The sequence below is a fragment of the Companilactobacillus paralimentarius genome (genome assembly GCF_963227125.1).
Classification (GTDB): domain Bacteria; phylum Bacillota; class Bacilli; order Lactobacillales; family Lactobacillaceae; genus Companilactobacillus; species Companilactobacillus paralimentarius.
Map to the genome: position 1 here is coordinate 606,296 of NZ_OY724131.1, position 15,966 is coordinate 622,261.

At 33.9% G+C, this 15,966-nt stretch carries 12 protein-coding genes and 1 riboswitch; of the genes, 7 read left to right on the plus strand and 5 right to left on the minus strand.

The features are described from left to right. Positions 1-80: 80 nt before the first annotated feature. The gene (locus ACI6PB_RS02855; protein ID WP_404327744.1) at positions 81-965 is read right to left on the minus strand and encodes a diguanylate cyclase domain-containing protein; all 885 of its coding nucleotides are present in this window, start codon (positions 963-965) and stop codon (positions 81-83) included. 233 nt (positions 966-1,198) lie between these two features. On the opposite strand from ACI6PB_RS02855, the gene ACI6PB_RS02860 reads away from it, so the two are divergent. Continuing rightward, positions 1,199-2,548 (plus strand): FAD-dependent oxidoreductase, encoded by a 1,350-nt coding sequence (locus ACI6PB_RS02860; protein ID WP_404327745.1) that lies wholly within the window; start codon positions 1,199-1,201, stop codon positions 2,546-2,548. Between the two features lie 144 nt (positions 2,549-2,692). On the opposite strand, the gene ACI6PB_RS02865 is transcribed toward ACI6PB_RS02860, so the two are convergent. Together ACI6PB_RS02865 and ACI6PB_RS02870 are read right to left on the minus strand one after the other, a co-directional pair. Beyond that, positions 2,693-3,376 (minus strand): EAL domain-containing protein, encoded by a 684-nt coding sequence (locus tag ACI6PB_RS02865; RefSeq protein ID WP_025084667.1) that lies wholly within the window; start codon positions 3,374-3,376, stop codon positions 2,693-2,695. A gap of 69 nt (positions 3,377-3,445) precedes the next feature. Next, positions 3,446-3,880 (minus strand): GNAT family N-acetyltransferase, encoded by a 435-nt coding sequence (locus tag ACI6PB_RS02870; RefSeq protein WP_025084668.1) that lies wholly within the window; start codon positions 3,878-3,880, stop codon positions 3,446-3,448. Positions 3,881-4,085: 205 nt separating this feature from the next. On the opposite strand from ACI6PB_RS02870, the gene ACI6PB_RS02875 reads away from it, so the two are divergent. The 5 genes from ACI6PB_RS02875 to ACI6PB_RS02895 all read left to right on the plus strand — a co-directional run bounded on the left by ACI6PB_RS02875 (position 4,086) and on the right by ACI6PB_RS02895 (position 12,731). Continuing rightward, positions 4,086-5,429: an FAD-dependent oxidoreductase gene (locus tag ACI6PB_RS02875; protein WP_404327746.1), complete on the plus strand. Its 1,344-nt coding sequence runs from the start codon at positions 4,086-4,088 to the stop codon at positions 5,427-5,429. Between the two features lie 526 nt (positions 5,430-5,955). Next, positions 5,956-7,002, plus strand: a complete 1,047-nt coding sequence (locus ACI6PB_RS02880; RefSeq protein ID WP_025084670.1) for a GGDEF domain-containing protein — start codon at positions 5,956-5,958, stop codon at positions 7,000-7,002. Between the two features lie 527 nt (positions 7,003-7,529). Further along, a riboswitch (Fluoride riboswitch) is annotated at positions 7,530-7,596 on the plus strand. A gap of 94 nt (positions 7,597-7,690) precedes the next feature. Further along, entirely contained in the window at positions 7,691-8,974 is a 1,284-nt protein-coding gene (gene eno / locus ACI6PB_RS02885; RefSeq protein ID WP_025084671.1) for a phosphopyruvate hydratase, read from the plus strand. Positions 8,975-8,984: 10 nt separating this feature from the next. Continuing rightward, positions 8,985-11,234 carry an HAD-IC family P-type ATPase gene (locus tag ACI6PB_RS02890; RefSeq protein WP_404327747.1) on the plus strand — a complete coding sequence of 750 codons (2,250 nt, stop codon included), beginning with the start codon at positions 8,985-8,987 and terminating at the stop codon, positions 11,232-11,234. A gap of 264 nt (positions 11,235-11,498) precedes the next feature. Then, positions 11,499-12,731: an ISL3 family transposase gene (locus ACI6PB_RS02895; protein WP_309510550.1), complete on the plus strand. Its 1,233-nt coding sequence runs from the start codon at positions 11,499-11,501 to the stop codon at positions 12,729-12,731. A 150-nt stretch (positions 12,732-12,881) separates the two neighbouring features. Here ACI6PB_RS02895 and fba read toward each other — a convergent pair whose 3' ends face one another. Continuing rightward, on the minus strand, positions 12,882-13,751 hold the full coding sequence (fba, locus tag ACI6PB_RS02900; RefSeq protein WP_025084673.1) for a class II fructose-1,6-bisphosphate aldolase: 870 nt from the start codon (positions 13,749-13,751) through the stop codon (positions 12,882-12,884). Positions 13,752-14,152: 401 nt separating this feature from the next. Between fba and wecB the strand changes: the two genes are divergently transcribed. After that, on the plus strand, positions 14,153-15,295 hold the full coding sequence (wecB, locus tag ACI6PB_RS02905; RefSeq protein WP_025084674.1) for a non-hydrolyzing UDP-N-acetylglucosamine 2-epimerase: 1,143 nt from the start codon (positions 14,153-14,155) through the stop codon (positions 15,293-15,295). Between the two features lie 208 nt (positions 15,296-15,503). On the opposite strand, the gene ACI6PB_RS02910 is transcribed toward wecB, so the two are convergent. Then, complete coding sequence (locus ACI6PB_RS02910) at positions 15,504-15,965, minus strand: GtrA family protein (protein ID WP_025084675.1); 462 nt, start codon at positions 15,963-15,965, stop codon at positions 15,504-15,506. Position 15,966: the final 1 nt, after the last annotated feature.

A 15,966-nucleotide genomic window follows, 5' to 3' on the forward strand; every position in this document is an offset into this window, starting at 1 on the left:
CCAAGTGGCTAACTTGTTATTGAAATTTTCGTAATGAATTCTTCTCCACCAAAGCGGAAAATTTGTCCGTGCGTCTTTTTTTAATATAATTCACGTTCCATGGTGTGAGAAACGTGACGTAGGACTTCGTCGCCAGTTGAGTGTCCGTATTGATCATTAAAGAGTTTAAAATGATCGATATCAAACATTGCCATAGATAAAGGAACGTTGTCTTCATGTGAATATTGCTCATAGATTTCCTTAGAATTCTTATCTAGACTAGAGCGGTTTCTAATTCCAGTTAATTCGTCATAGTTGACAGCCTTTTTTAATGTGTCATAGCCGTTCAAGGTTAACTGCATCTTATGTTCACAATATCTAATAATAGCCATGTAGATAACGAAGACCACTAGCATGTTAAGAATGTTGTATATTGAAAAACTATGGTCGACCCAGAGTAATATCCACCAGCCAATTCCATAAAGAATTTGTAGGATGAGATATTTGATCGTACTATCTTTAAGACTGTCGGTTCTCCAATAAATATAAAAGATAATAATCACTAGAAAAATGTATGAAACAAGAAAAAAGGGCCATCGATTGCTACCTAATCGTTCAATATTACTAGATTGGTGATAAGCAAAGGGCATTAATAAATTAATCAATAGAGTTATTTTATTTCGTAAAAGATACATAGCATAAAGCAGAATAGTTAATTGAGCATTGGCGTACAACCAACCGCTGTTAACAGTTCCGTTGCTCAACATATGAAAAGTTTGTTGAAGAATAATCATACTACTTGCTAAAATTGCACCTTCTACTAAATGAGTAGAAAATTTGAGATAAAAAGGTGAATCGTCATTAAGATGACTTTCTAGACCGTAAGCAATAATAGTAATAACGGTAATCAAGCCAATTGTGACTAAAGTGATAATGATTGAAGTGAGATTAATATAGTTATTGGTGATCCCTTTTAGGATATTCAAAATTATCCCCTCCAAATTATTTTTAATGCTTAATAAAAATGGTGCTCCTTAAATCATATTGTAGTATTATAAGATATTAATGTTTAAACAATATTACATATCAGTATACACGTATTTATTTATAATTTTATAGGTTTATAATGATGATGAAACGGTATATATTTTTAAAGTTATGCTTGATTATTCATTTTTTGATATGGATTTAACTCAATTTATGAGAGGGGGAATATTTAATGAAAGTAGTAGTTGTAGGGTGTACACATGCTGGTACAGTGGCAGTAGAACAGGTTCTTCAAGAACATCCCGATACAAAAGTTACCGTATACGAGCGTGATGACAATATCTCATTTCTATCATGTGGGATTGCATTGTATTTGGGTGGTAGAGTAAAACATCTCGAGGATATGTTCTATGCTAGTCCTAAGGATTTGGAAAAACTTGGTGCCACAATTAGAATGAAGCATGATGTCTTAAAGATTGATTCAGAGAAGAAGACATTGATGTGTGAAAATATGGAGACACATGAAATAATTAACGATACTTACGACAAGTTAATTATGACTACTGGTTCAACTGTAGTAGTACCACCTATTATGGGAATTTCTGATTCGAGAATTTTGATGTGTAAGAGTTATGCACAAGCACGAGCAATTCATGATACAGCCAAGGACTACAAGCACATTGCCATCGTCGGTGGTGGTTATATTGGCGTGGAACTGGCTGAAAGTTATGCTAATACAAATCATGAAGTTTCTTTAATTCAGTCAAGAGATCAAGTTCTAAATCACTATATTGATCCTGATATGTCCGAAAAAATAGTTAACTTGTTAAAGGAACATCATGTCGACGTTTATTTGAATGAAAATGTCACTGGTTTCAACCGTGATGATGATGACAATGTTGTTATTGAAACAAGCAAAGAGGACCATAAAGCCGATTTAGTAATTGTCTGCACAGGTTTTGTAGCTAATACTGATTTACTTCGTGGACAAGTGGATATGGACCGCCGTGGAGCTATCATTATTAATGACTATACTCAGACATCTAATCCTGATATTTACGCCGCTGGAGATGCTTGTACGGTTTACTTTAACCCTACGCATGAACATGCCTATATGCCGTTGGCAACTAATGCCATTAGACAAGGTGCTTTAGCTGGTATCAACGTATTCGGTAATATCCAGAAGTATATGGGTACACAAGCAACTTCAGCTATGGAATTGTTTGGTTACACCATTGCTTCTACAGGTTTGACCTTAGGACATGCCTTAGAGCATGGTTTAAATGCGGATGTAGCTGAATATCATGATTACTACCGTCCTGATTACATGCCAACGACAGAAATGCTAACTATAAGATTGGTTTATGATAAGGACACACGTTTGATCTTAGGTGGTCAGTTGTTCAGTAAGCATGAAGTTGCACAATCAGCTAATACTTTGTCAGTATGTATTCAAAATAAGAATACAATTGATGATTTAGCTTTTATGGACATGTTGTTCCAACCTAATTATGATAATCCGTTTAACTATTTGAACTTGGTTGCTCAAAAGGCTGTGGCTAAGGAACGTAAAACAAAATAATTTTTTTGAAATAAATAAAAGGGGATGCCAATTTTTATTGGTATCTCCTTTTATTGTTTGGTCGTCTGATTTTGATAACCATGAATTTATTGCTTTATAACTATGATTTTATGTGGAATGTTGGAAAGAAGCTTGTTCCGTTCTCTAGAATTCGTCGTCGTCTGCTTTTAATTTCAACAATCTAGGTTTTCCGTAATAGTAACCCTGACGTAAATCTATTTCCAACTTATCAGCTAGGGCATCATCTTTTTCGTCTTCTATTCCTTCAAGAATAAAACGAATATTTTCTTTTTTACAGATATCACGCCAATATATAACTTTGTTTTCGATATCTGGATCGCGTAACTTTTCTCCAAAGTTTTGGATGGCAAACTTGATTTCTGATGCTAGAGGAATCATGTCTTTGATTTGATCCATTTGATTTGTTCCGGTTCCACAGTCGTCAAGACTAAAGTCCATTCCATAATCAATGAATTCTTTAATCAGAGAAATGTATTCTTCATTGCTCCAATCTTTGTTTGGTGTATCTTCGGTTAGTTCTACTACTAGTTTTAATGGACGTAAGATTCTTTGAGCTTCGATGATAGCATCGCGAACTTCCTCATCCATTAACTGATTACGATTGATATTTACTGAAACGGAACCAATCTTTAAAGATAATAATTTCGTTGTGGCAACTAAAACTTGAGCCATGAGGTGTGAAGGAACATCAGAAAAGTTTGCTGGTGGACGCCATCCTTCGGGCTTTTTTTCCTTCATTAATAGTTCATAACCGATTAATGAATTATTCGCCTTGTCAAGTTGAGGCTGAATAAAGTATCTATATATGATGAACTCCTTTGTTAGTCCTAATTGATTCTTGATTAATCACGTGAATAACGTATCAAACACATAATACTACAAGCTTAGTTTCATGTCATGGTGAAGAATTCCAGCTTCTTTATACTGCTCGCCAATGACTTTAAATCCTAGCTGTGTATAGAAAGCTTGAGCGTGATCTTGAGCTCCTAAAATAATGTAATCGAAATTTTGTTTTTGGGCATAATCAATAATATATTTTAAAAGATCTGATCCTAAATGTTGATGACGAAATGATTTTAAGACGGCAACCCTTTGGATATGGATTCCATTGTCAGATGTAACTTGAAATCTGGCAGTGGCTACAGCCTGTTGATTACTGTAAAGAACAAAGTAGGTACATTTGTCTTCGTCCTTATCTATTTCAATTTCAGTGGGAACGTTTTGCTCATCCACGAAAACTTTTTTACGAATACCTACACTGTCATAATAGATATCAGAATTTATATCATTAGAGGATTTAATTTTGTCCATTGATTATCACCGCTTTTAAAAAAGTCAATACACTTGCTATTATATTACAAATCATCTGTGTTGCCTTATCGATATTTGAAATTTAAAAAGTCCATTTATAATATATAAAAAATTAAATAGATTGATATAATGTAACCAAGTGTTCGTAGAAGCTTAAAAAGCAGAGAGAATAATTTATTGGGTACTGTAGAGGAGGAACCGACTGTTGAAAGTAATCGTTGTCGGATGTACACATGCTGGAACAGCTGCAGTGGAACAAATATTGAAAAAGCATCCAGATACGGAAGTTACCGTATATGAACGTGATGATAATATTGCATTTTTATCATGTGGAATAGCATTATATTTAGGAAGAATCGTTAATCGACTAGAGGATATGTTTTATGCTGATCCAACTACGCTAGAAGGTTATGGCGCTAAGGTTCATATGAAGCACAATGTTATTAAAATCGATTCAAAAAATAAAAAAATTGTAGTTCAAGATCTCAACACACAGGAAATTTTTGAAGATAGTTATGATAAATTAATTATGACTACTGGTTCAGAAGTTGGCGTACCACCAATTGGTGGTATGGATAATCCACGTGTTTTGTTGTGTAAGAGTTATGATCAAGCCAAGAAAATTTATGAATCAGCTTTGAATTATCCTAGTATTGCTATCGTTGGAGCAGGATATGTTGGAGTAGAGTTGGCTGAAAGTTATGCTAATACGGTTCATGAAGTAACCTTAATTCAATCAAGGGAACAGATTCTCAATAATTATGTCGATGAACCACTATCACAAACAATCATTGAAAAACTTAAAGAACACGATGTTAAGGTTGCATTAGGTGAACGTGTTGCTGAAATTGAAGATGGTGACCAATTAACTATCAATACTAAAGCTGGTCATAGCTATAAAGCCGATTTAGTAATTGTCTGCACAGGCTTTTTTGCTAATACAGATTTATTGCGTGGTCAGGTTCAAATGGACGGTTATGGAGCCATTTTGGTGAACGATTATATGCAAACATCAGATCCTGATATTTTTGCCGCTGGTGATTCTTGTGCTGTTAAGTTCAATCCAACAGGTGAAATGAAGTATATTCCACTAGCTTCTAGTGCTGTGCGTCAAGGTACTTTGGCTGGAATGAATATTTATGGAAATGTTCGCAAATATATGGGAACACAAGCTACCACAGCAATGGCATTGTTTGGCTATACTTTGGCTGAAACGGGATTAACCTTAAAAAAGGCTTTAGCAAATGGTCTGAACGCCGATTATGTTACATACCACGACAATTATCGTCCAGATTATATGCCAACCACGGAAATGTTAACAATTTATTTAATTTATGATAAAGATACGCGAAAAGTTTTAGGTGCACAGTTATTCAGTAAACATGAAGTTGCTCAGTCAGCAAATGCCTTATCAATTTGTATTCAAAATGAAAATACGATTGATGATTTAGCTTATGTTGATATGTTGTTCCAACCAAATTATGACAATCCGTTCAACTATCTTAATTTAGTTGCACAACAAGCAATTGATAAAGAAGATAATAATTAGAAATATTCGAATTAAAATTAATTAATCGAAAAAAGATGTTTAAATCAGCCAATTAAAATTGGTGGTTCTTTCTTAAAACTTGGTTATAACTATTTTTAATCTACGAATATAGAAGCTTTAAATCAAAAAAACGGCTTCCATTAAGTGTTCAAGATATATTTTTTACTTGAATCTCTTAATAGAGGTCGTTTTTATTTTACAAAATCATGTATTAAGCACATTCACACTTTAACTGGATTGGCTGATCTGAGAATCTTTTTTTTAGAGAATTATATACAAATATACATAATGTGATACTTTCAATTTAATAGACATTTTATTCATGCTAGACTGAAAGATATAAATGAATGTGCGAGGGGTTACTTTTGGGTGATTTAACAGAGATTTTAAGAATCTGTTTCAGTGCAAATGCCTTAGCAACAGGGATAGTTACAATTGGTTTGGTTACTATTATTACTTATATATCATTTGTATTGGAACGAAAGATCAGCGCAGCATCGTCCTTCTTTAGGAAGGTTGGAATAATATGGCCGAAATGTTTCTACTCTTTTTAATGATATTGTTGGTCACTATTGTTTTCAAAAGTTTAACGGGTGGTTCACAGGTCGAGTTGGGAGGATTGCTAGCTAATGCTGAATTAACTATCTTATTCTACGGCTTGTTTATTTTCAATAATCGTTTAATTGTTTTGTTAAATGTTTTTCTACCATTTTTATATCATCCATCGTCGGATATTTCGAGAATTCAAGGACCATATTCATGGTTGTTTATTGGATCTTATCTCGTTCTAATAATTGTAATTGACTATCTTTACAGTCATAAAGACGTTTTAGCAATTTCTAATTATCGATATCTGTTGGCCCAAATTTTATTCGGAATTTGTTGGTGGATTTTTATGTGGATCGATTATAAATTTCCATTAGTTGATATTATAGGAATGCTGATCCTATTCGAAATCTATATGTTTATTGTGCGTATAATTGAGTTAAAGATGAGTACATATATGCACGTATATAACGATTTGGAGAATAAAGTTAATTACGATGCTCTAACAGGTGTACGAAATCGAGCTAATTTAAATAAAATTTCTAAAGAAGTCTTTGAAAAATATAGTCACGATCCAGCTCCTTTAACGGTAATGATGTTTGATATTGACCATTTTAAAGAATTTAATGATCGTTATGGTCATGAAATTGGTGATGAAGTTTTGCGTCATGTCTCACATACAGTTGAACGAGAGTTACATGTCGATGGTAGACAAGGACAGTTATTTCGTTATGGCGGTGAAGAATTTGTTATTCTATTGAGAAATACCGATACACAAAAAGCTCAGGAAATCGCTAATAGGATCAATCAAACTTTAATTGGAATGCCTTTGTTTATTCAGGAGACACAGTTAGATGTGACGTTATGCTTTGGCGTAACGATGTTACGTGAAACTGATAATTCGTTTGAGGATATTTTTAAACGCGTTGATAAATATCTCTATCAAGCAAAAAATAATGGGCGTGATGAAATGACAATTGAAGGTAAAATTTTCCAATATGAGAAAGTTCCAATAATTAAAATATAAAAAAACAGCCAGGCGGGGAACCTGACTGTTTTTATATAAGTTGATTTCTAGTAGGAACAAAAATTAATATGTCATTGAATGATGGGGTATTCAATTAACAGGAGATCAAAATTGGTCTGGGAGTTAAATTCTGGGCAAATCGAAGAATTGAGTGAGCTCCTACTTTGGGAATCAACTACTAGAATAAGTATTTAAGCATAGAATTAGATTTTCTACATGGGAGGCACGAGATAGGACTTTGAAAACTACTTATTCTAGTTGTAAACAAAGTTACTATAAGTGTCCCTCCTTTCTATGTTAACGCTTTCTTTATGGTACAAATGAAGTATAGCAAGTTTTTGTGAATTCTACAATTTCTATGCTCGTAATTGAGAAAATAATATTATGCCAAGTGTTACGGACAGTAAAGTCTAATTGATAAATATAATTATTTTTTGTTTAAACAAAAAGCTTCACAAGCAAATAAATACTCATAAAAGTGAATGAATATACTTGTTTAAATAAACAAAGTATTATACTATGAATTCGTTCGAAGAGGCGATGACGTTCGCCGAAAAATATTACTTGATCGTAATTGATGACGTCTACTCTATTTAAAATACCAGTAAATAATTAAGGAAAATTATTGAGGGTCTTTTAATGTGGAGTAGACGTCTTTTTTTTATGATTAAGAAAGGGAGTATTTATTATGACAAAAGTAACAATTGAGAATGTTAAGGCTAGGGAAATATTTGATTCACGTGGTAATCCAACAGTTGAAGCAGATGTTATCCTTTCAAATGGCATTTTAGGTCGTGCTAGTGTTCCATCAGGAAAATCAACTGGTGATAATGAAGCTGTTGAATTACGTGATGGTGGTGACAGATTAGATGGTAAAGGAGTCTTGAAAGCCGTCAATAATGTTAATACTTTGATCAATGATAAATTAAAGGGTGCTGATCCTTTCAATCAAGCTCAGATCGATCAAATGATGATCGATCTTGATGGCACTCCTAATAAGGCTAAATTAGGTGCTAATGCTATTTTGGGTGTTTCAATTGCCACTGTTCGTGCTGCAGCTAATGCAGAGGGAATTCCTGTTTATCGTTACCTTGGTGGTGTCGATCTTGAATTGCCACAAACTTTCCACAATGTTATCAATGGTGGTGAACACGCCGATAATGGAATCGATATGCAAGAGTTCTTAATTACACCTATTAAACGTACAACTTTCCGTGATGGTTTTGAAAAGATCGTTAACGTTTATCATCAATTGAAGAAGAACCTTGAAAAAGAAGGTTATCAAACAGGTTTAGGTGATGAAGGTGGATTTGCTCCTGATCTTCCATCAAGTGAAGCTGCTATTGATGAATTAAATCGTGCTATTAAAGATGCCGGTTATGTTCCTGGTGAAGAAATTGGTATTGCCTTTGATGCAGCTGCTTCAAGTTTTGCTCAAGACGATGGTTCATACTTATTTGAAGGTAAGAAGCGCAGTGCTGAAGAAATGGGCACATACTACGAAGGACTACTAGATAAATATCCAGCAATTGTATCAATGGAAGATCCATTTGGTGAAAATGACTGGGATAATTTTGCTAAATTTACTCAAAAGAACGGTAATCGTGTTCAAATCGTTACTGATGATAATGTATGTACAAATCCTGCACTCTTTAGAAAAGCTATCAAGAAAGGTATGGCCAATAGTTTCTTGATCAAGTTGAATCAAATTGGTACAGTATCTGAAACTATGGAGGCTATCCGTGTTGCTAGAAAGAATGGCTACACAACAATGATGTCACATCGTTCCGGTGAAACTGAGGATTCATTCTTGGCTGATTTTACAGTTGCAATGCATGCTGAACAATTGAAATCAGGTGCTCCAGCTCGTGGTGAACGTCTAGCTAAATACAATCAATTATTAAGAATTGAGGAAGAATTAGGCAAAGAATCTAATCTAGCTCATTTTCCTAATGACGTTGACTTTGACTAATCAATAAATTATGAAAGAAAAATATGGACTTACCACGCCAGAAGTTGCAAAACTCAGACAAGAATATGGATATAATGAGACGCCAAAGATTCAAAAATCATTTATCAGTTTGATTTTAAAACGTTTGGTTGGTCCGATTCCTTATGTAATTGAATTAGCATTAGTGATTGAACTGATTTTGGGTAATTTTATTCAAGTCGCTTTCATCTTTGCTTTGTTGTTGTTTTCAGCAATTGATGGGGCTATTCAAGAGAATCGAGCTTCGAAATCAATTGGTGAATTAGATACCAAATTGATTGCATACACCAGTGTTTTACGTGACGATAAATGGCAAAAATTATCAAGTCGAGAATTAGTTCCTAGTGATTTGATCCATTTATCAGTTGGATCAGTTATTCCAGCTGATTGTAAAATAGTCAAAGGTGTTGTTTTAGTTAATCAATCAGTTATTACTGGTGAAACAAAGGCTATTACTAAAGCAAAGGATGATGAATTATATTCTGGTTCGACAGTTATTGAAGGTACTGCGGATGTAGTGGTTGAGAAAACTGGTGTTCACAGTAGCTTAGGTAAAACCACTGAGTTGGTCAGAACAAATGAAGCTCCAGGTAGATTGGAAAATTTACTTTTTACGGTCGTTAAGTATTTAGCCTATTTGGATGTTGTCCTAGCAGTTATTTTAACCATTACAGCCTTAGTCAGACACACGCCGTTTCTTTCATTGTTGCCATTTCTAGTTATTCTATTTGTAGCTACAATTCCAATTTCTATGCCATCGAGTTTTGCCGTGGCTAATTCTTTGGAAGCCGGAAATTTATCAAAAAAGGGTATTCTAGTTAGCGGATTGACTGGTATTCAGGAAGCAGGATCAATGAATGTCTTGTTGATGGATAAGACTGGAACAATTACTAAAAATGAACCTGAAGTCGATGAAATCATAAGTTTAAATGGATTGGATAAAATAAAATTATTCCAATATGCATTGGCGACTGTTAAACCTAGTAGTGGTAGTCCGCTTGATTTGGCAATTTTGCAAAAAGCCAAATCAGATAAAATGGCTTCAGTTAGGGTGAAAAAGCAGGTATCTTTTGATCCAAAATTGAAAGGTGCTAAAGCAATTCTTGATAATGGTGACGAAATATTTCTGGGATCACCTGTAAAAAGCAATTTAGAAGATCAGGTGAAAATCCAAGTTGATAAATTGTCACAACAAGGATTACAAGTGATGGTTTTAGCTGTTAATCAGGAACCTATTGGTTTGATGACTTTCAAAGATCAAATTAAATCTGATATGCCAGAAACAATTGCAGCTTTAAAGAAACAGGGTATAACCGTTTTAATGTTAACAGGTGATACAGTATCTACCGCCAGGGCAATTGCTGAAAGGGTTGGTTTAAACGATCATATTGGAACAGTTGATCAAGCGTTGTCTGATCCCTTATCCTATGATGGATTTGCTAATGTTTATCCAGAGGATAAATTTAAAATTGTTAAATCTTTACAGGATAAAGGGTACGTTGTAGGTATGACAGGCGATGGCGTCAATGATGCACCTGCTTTAAAGAAAGCACACGTCGGAATTGCTATCGATACGGCTACTGATATTTCTAAATTGGCAGCAAGAATAATTTTAACTGAACCTTCTTTGAAGGGAATTATGGAATTAGTTAATGCTGGTCATCGGGTTTATCAAAGAATGATGACTTGGTTAATTACTAAGTTGGCAAGAACAGCTCAATTGGCACTTTTGTTAACAATTGGTTATTTATTCACAAACTTTTTCCCAGTTTCGTTGAATATCATTGTTTTTATAGTTATTTTCAACGATTGTGTTACTTTGACGTTGGGAACTGACCGAGTAAAAATCAATCACTTACCAGAAGCGTGGAATTTGAAGAATTTAACTAAAATTTCAGCCATCTATACGATTGGTTGGCTAGTATTAGGATTCTTAATGTTGTGGTATAGTGTTAAATTTACTAATTTCACACATGCCCAAATTAGTGGAATATTGTTTGTTTATCTGATCTATTCTGCTATGGGAATGATTCTTTCAACAAGAACGAGGGACCATTTCTGGTCGATTAAAACAAGTAAATCGGTAGGGACCGTTATATTTATTAATCTGGTTCTATCCAGCTTGATAAGTATATTATGGTTGCACACGGCCGTGTTGAATGTATTGGCTGTTTTCTCGATTTGTTTTGTTATGTTCTTGATATTAGATTTGATTAAAGTTTCCTACTATAAGCAAGACTAATAATTATACAAAAATACTCTATCGGAGTTGTCCTTAATATGTGGAATCTCTGATAGGGTATTTTTATAATGGCTGTACGATAAATAGAGTTGATAGGCATTTTGCCATCAACTCTATTTTTGTATACCATTTATTAATAAAACTATTTTAGAACATCAAAAAGACACCATCCATACCTTTAGATGTTCTACCCTCTACAGCTTCACAATGAAAGGAATTTGAATGATGTCCCTAAGTAATAAGTCTATACGAAACGCTCTTGAAATGAAAGATGAGAATATTATCTTTACTGAAGACTCAAAATTTATGTTAGTTAATGGCATCAAGTCCTTAGTCTATTTTGCAATGCTAACTAAACAGATTGACCGTTGTCTTAACTGTGGCCTTGCAGGCCACTTAGTTAAGAATGGATTTAATAAAAATATGATAGTCGCTCCATCATTATCATTACGTCCAACGTATATAAGTCTGAAACGTCAAAAGTATAAATGTAAATCTTGTAACTCTATCTTTGTAGCCAAAACTAGTTATGTTTGGGAATATTGTCAAATCGCACAACCTGTTAGACAAATGATCTTATCAGAAACTGCTTTTAATACATCATTGAAGGATATCGGCAGACGTTTTAACGTCTCCGATAAGACCGTTCAACGTATCATCGATGAAGAAGCCAAGATGCACAAGAAATCACTTCCTGAACATCTTCCTAAGCACTTGGCATTTGATGAATTTATGTCTACTGACAAGATGAGCTTTATTTGGTTAGATAGCGATAATCATCGTACGGGTGATATCTTGCCCAGAAGAACTTCATATCAAATCAGTAAATACTTCAGTCGATTTCCTTTGAAAGTCAGAAGACAGGTAAAAACTATTTCTTTGGATTTAAATGCCGGATACATTAATTTAGTACCAAAGTTGTTTCCAAAGGCCAAAGTCGTTGTTGATAGATTTCATATCGTTCAGATGATGAATCGTTCTCTCAATTCAACTAGAATACAGGTAATGAAACGAATGCCTAAAAGAAGTAAAGAATACTTGTTCATGAAGAGAGATTGGAAAAAATTCTTGGAATCATTCGATTCCATCGAAAAGATAAACCCTAAGTATCAGTACAGTGTTGGTTATTATGAAACGGATCTAAATTTAATCACAAAGTGTTTAGATTTGGACGAAGGTTTCGCCAAGTCCTACGAAGTATATCAAGATATTTTAAAGGCTATTAGAACAGGCGATACTGATACAATGAATCAGATACTACTCAATTATCATCCACTCAATACCGCTATGGATCAAACAATGACATCATTAAGAAAATATCGTAAACAAATATTAAATGCACTGAAGCTTAAATATTCCAACGGATTTTTAGAGGGAATCATTGGAAGAATAAAAAAGATAAAAAGTAGTGCCTATGGATATCGTAGTTGGAACAACTTTACTGAACGTATAAATATTCAAATGTTTTGGCTTCGAGCAAGCTCATCAGCCAAATAAAAAAACAGCTAGACCATTTATGGTCTAACTGTTAACTTGAACCGCCATCAACTTGATTTGACGAACAGCCTTTATAATGTGTTTTAGAAAAAATGAATTTTAGAGCAAAAAAACAGGGACCGAAGTCTCTGTTTTTTATTTATCAAATAATTATTTGATTGAAGGTGTACCGAACCACTTGATACGTTCGATAGTTGTATCAGTAATAGCTTTAGCACCAGGTGCAAGCAATTTACGTGGGTCATAACCCTTAGCATCAACATCTAAGTCTTTCTTAGCTTCGATGTATTCACGTGTTGCTTTAGCGAATGAAAGTTGTAATTCAGTATTAACGTTAACCTTTGAGATACCCATTGAAACAGCCTTGATGATTTGTTCCTTAGGAATACCTGAACCACCATGAAGAACAAGTGGTGTCTTGATAACATCAGCTAATTCCTTAAGACGGTCAAAGCTTAAACCTTTCCAGTTGTCAGGGTAAACACCATGAATGTTACCAATACCAACAGCAAGGTAATCAACACCTGTAGCAGCAAGAGTCTTAGCTTCTTCAACATCAGCTAATTCACCTAAACCAACGATACCATCTTCAGTACCACCGATTGAACCAACTTCAGCTTCAACAGACATGTTCTTAGCATGAGCTAACTTAACAATTTCCTTTGTCTTTTCAAGGTTTTCTGCGAATGGAAGGTCATGACCATCGAACATAACTGAGTTATATCCAACTTCGATACATTCCTTGGCAGCTTCGTAGTTACCATGATCCAAGTGCATTACAACTGGAACTGTAATACCCATTGATTTGATTGTGTCTTGTACAAGGTGTAGACATAGTTCATAACCACCCATGTACTTAGCAGCACCCATTGATGTTTGAACCAAGATAGGTGTTTGTGTTTCTTGGGCAGCAGCCAAAATTGAGCGTGTCCATTCCAAGTCGTTGATGTTAAAAGCACCAACAGCATACTTGCCTTTACGGGCGTTATTGAAAATTTCGTTACCGTTTGTTAAAACCATCGATAAACCTCCATAAAATTCATTTTCGAATACATTGATAATTCTAACTCAAAATGATAGAAATTAATACTTTTTTTAACAAACTATTTCTGTAAACCTACTATTGGATGTGAAAATAGATGTAAAACGCTATCATATAAAGGATTACCAAGCCAATTAAAATAAACCACCAATATTTTTTACTGGTAGATTTGATAAGAGTATTATAAATTGCCATGACGATAAAGAAGGCAATCAGAGTTGTTAAAATACTGAGGACTATTAATATTGGAAGATTAATCATAATACTTATATTATACGCGAAAACTTTCAGAAAACGACATCTTATCAAACAAGTGTGTCTACCTATATTAATAAAGTTATCTTTGATATACTGTAGTTAATTTATTGAGGTGATAATTTTGAATAAAATTAAAGTTATGACGGTCTTTGGTACCAGACCAGAAGCAATTAAAATGGCACCCTTAGTTTTAAAATTAAAACAAAATAGTGATCGTTTCGATACTGTGACAGTAGTTACAGCCCAACATCGTGAAATGTTAGATTCAGTGCTTGAAATTTTTAAGATCAAGCCTGATTATGACTTAAATATCATGAAGGAACGTCAGACTCTTAGTGGTATCACTGGTTTAGTTTTAAAGGAATTAGATAGTATTATTGAAAAAGAAAAACCTGATATTGTTTTAGTTCACGGTGACACAACTACAACATTTAGTGCTGCTTTATCAGCCTTTTATCATCAAACACGTATTGGACACGTTGAAGCTGGTTTGAGAACTTGGAATAAGTATTCACCATGGCCAGAAGAAATGAATCGTCAAATGACTGATGATTTAACTGATCTATACTTTGCTCCAACTGACGAAAGTAAAGCTAATTTATTGAAGGAAAATCACCATGGTGAAAATATCTTTGTAACTGGTAATACAGCTATTGATGCTCTAAAGAGTACCGTGCATAAGGATTATCACCATGATATTTTGGACGTGATCGATCCTGATAAGAAGATGATTTTGATTACAATGCATCGTCGTGAAAATCAAGGTGAACCAATGAAAGAAGTCTTCAAAGCAATGCGTAAAGTTGTTGCTAAACATGACGATATTGAATTAGTTTATCCAGTACATTTGAATCCAGTTGTTCAACAAACTGCCAAAGAAATTTTGGGTGGAGTAGACAGAATTCATTTGATTGAACCATTAGATGTAGTTGATTTCCATAATTTAGCATCAAGAAGTTACTTCATTATGACTGATTCCGGTGGTGTTCAAGAAGAAGCACCATCATTAGGAAAGCCAGTTCTAGTTTTACGTGACACAACTGAACGTCCTGAAGGTGTTAAAGCTGGAACATTGAAGTTAGTGGGTACAGATGCCGAAGTAGTCGAAAGAGAAATGACACGTTTGATTACTGATAATGCTGAATATGATCGCATGGCCAACGCTAAGAATCCATATGGTGATGGTAAGGCTTCGGAACGTATTTTGGATGCAATGAGTTATTACTTCAAACAAACAACAGAAAAACCAGATGAATTTAAATAAAGGGTGGGGATGAGCTTAATTCCCGTCATTCTATTACTTGATTAAAAAAAGTGTTCATATCAATCTCGTTTAATTAATTACGGATTATATGAACACTTTTTTGCTATTCAAAATATCTTTTGTAATTGTGATTAATAAAGATACATATTATTCTAAAATTTCAGTTTTTGTGGAAGATAAAAGTTTTAGGCGAACAAAAAGAGCCGAACTAAATTTCATTTCGACTCTTTCGACGTTCTTTTAAATTTTTAATACGTTCAATCAAATGGCGATTTTGATAATTGAAAATCAATTTTGATGAGAAGTAATTAAATAACCCAACGATTAATTGATCAATTGCTTTGATGATCAAGTTGTTCCAGGGAAAAATGAAAACAGCCACGACCATGAAAATATCATCGAAAATCAGCGAAAAGATACGTGAAACGAGGAAAAACAGTCCCTCTTTAAATAGTTTCTTTAAGTTTTCCATTTCAGATTTGAAAACATATAATTTCGTTACAAAGAATGAAAAGAAATTGGAGATAAACCAAGCAATAGTATTAGCAACCCATAAAGTAATATGGAAATAGTTATGTGATAAATCGAAGATACCGATATTCAATAATGATGCTAAAAAACCAAAGAAGCAGTAAACTCCAAAATTACGATATTTTTTTAAGAAGTTCATG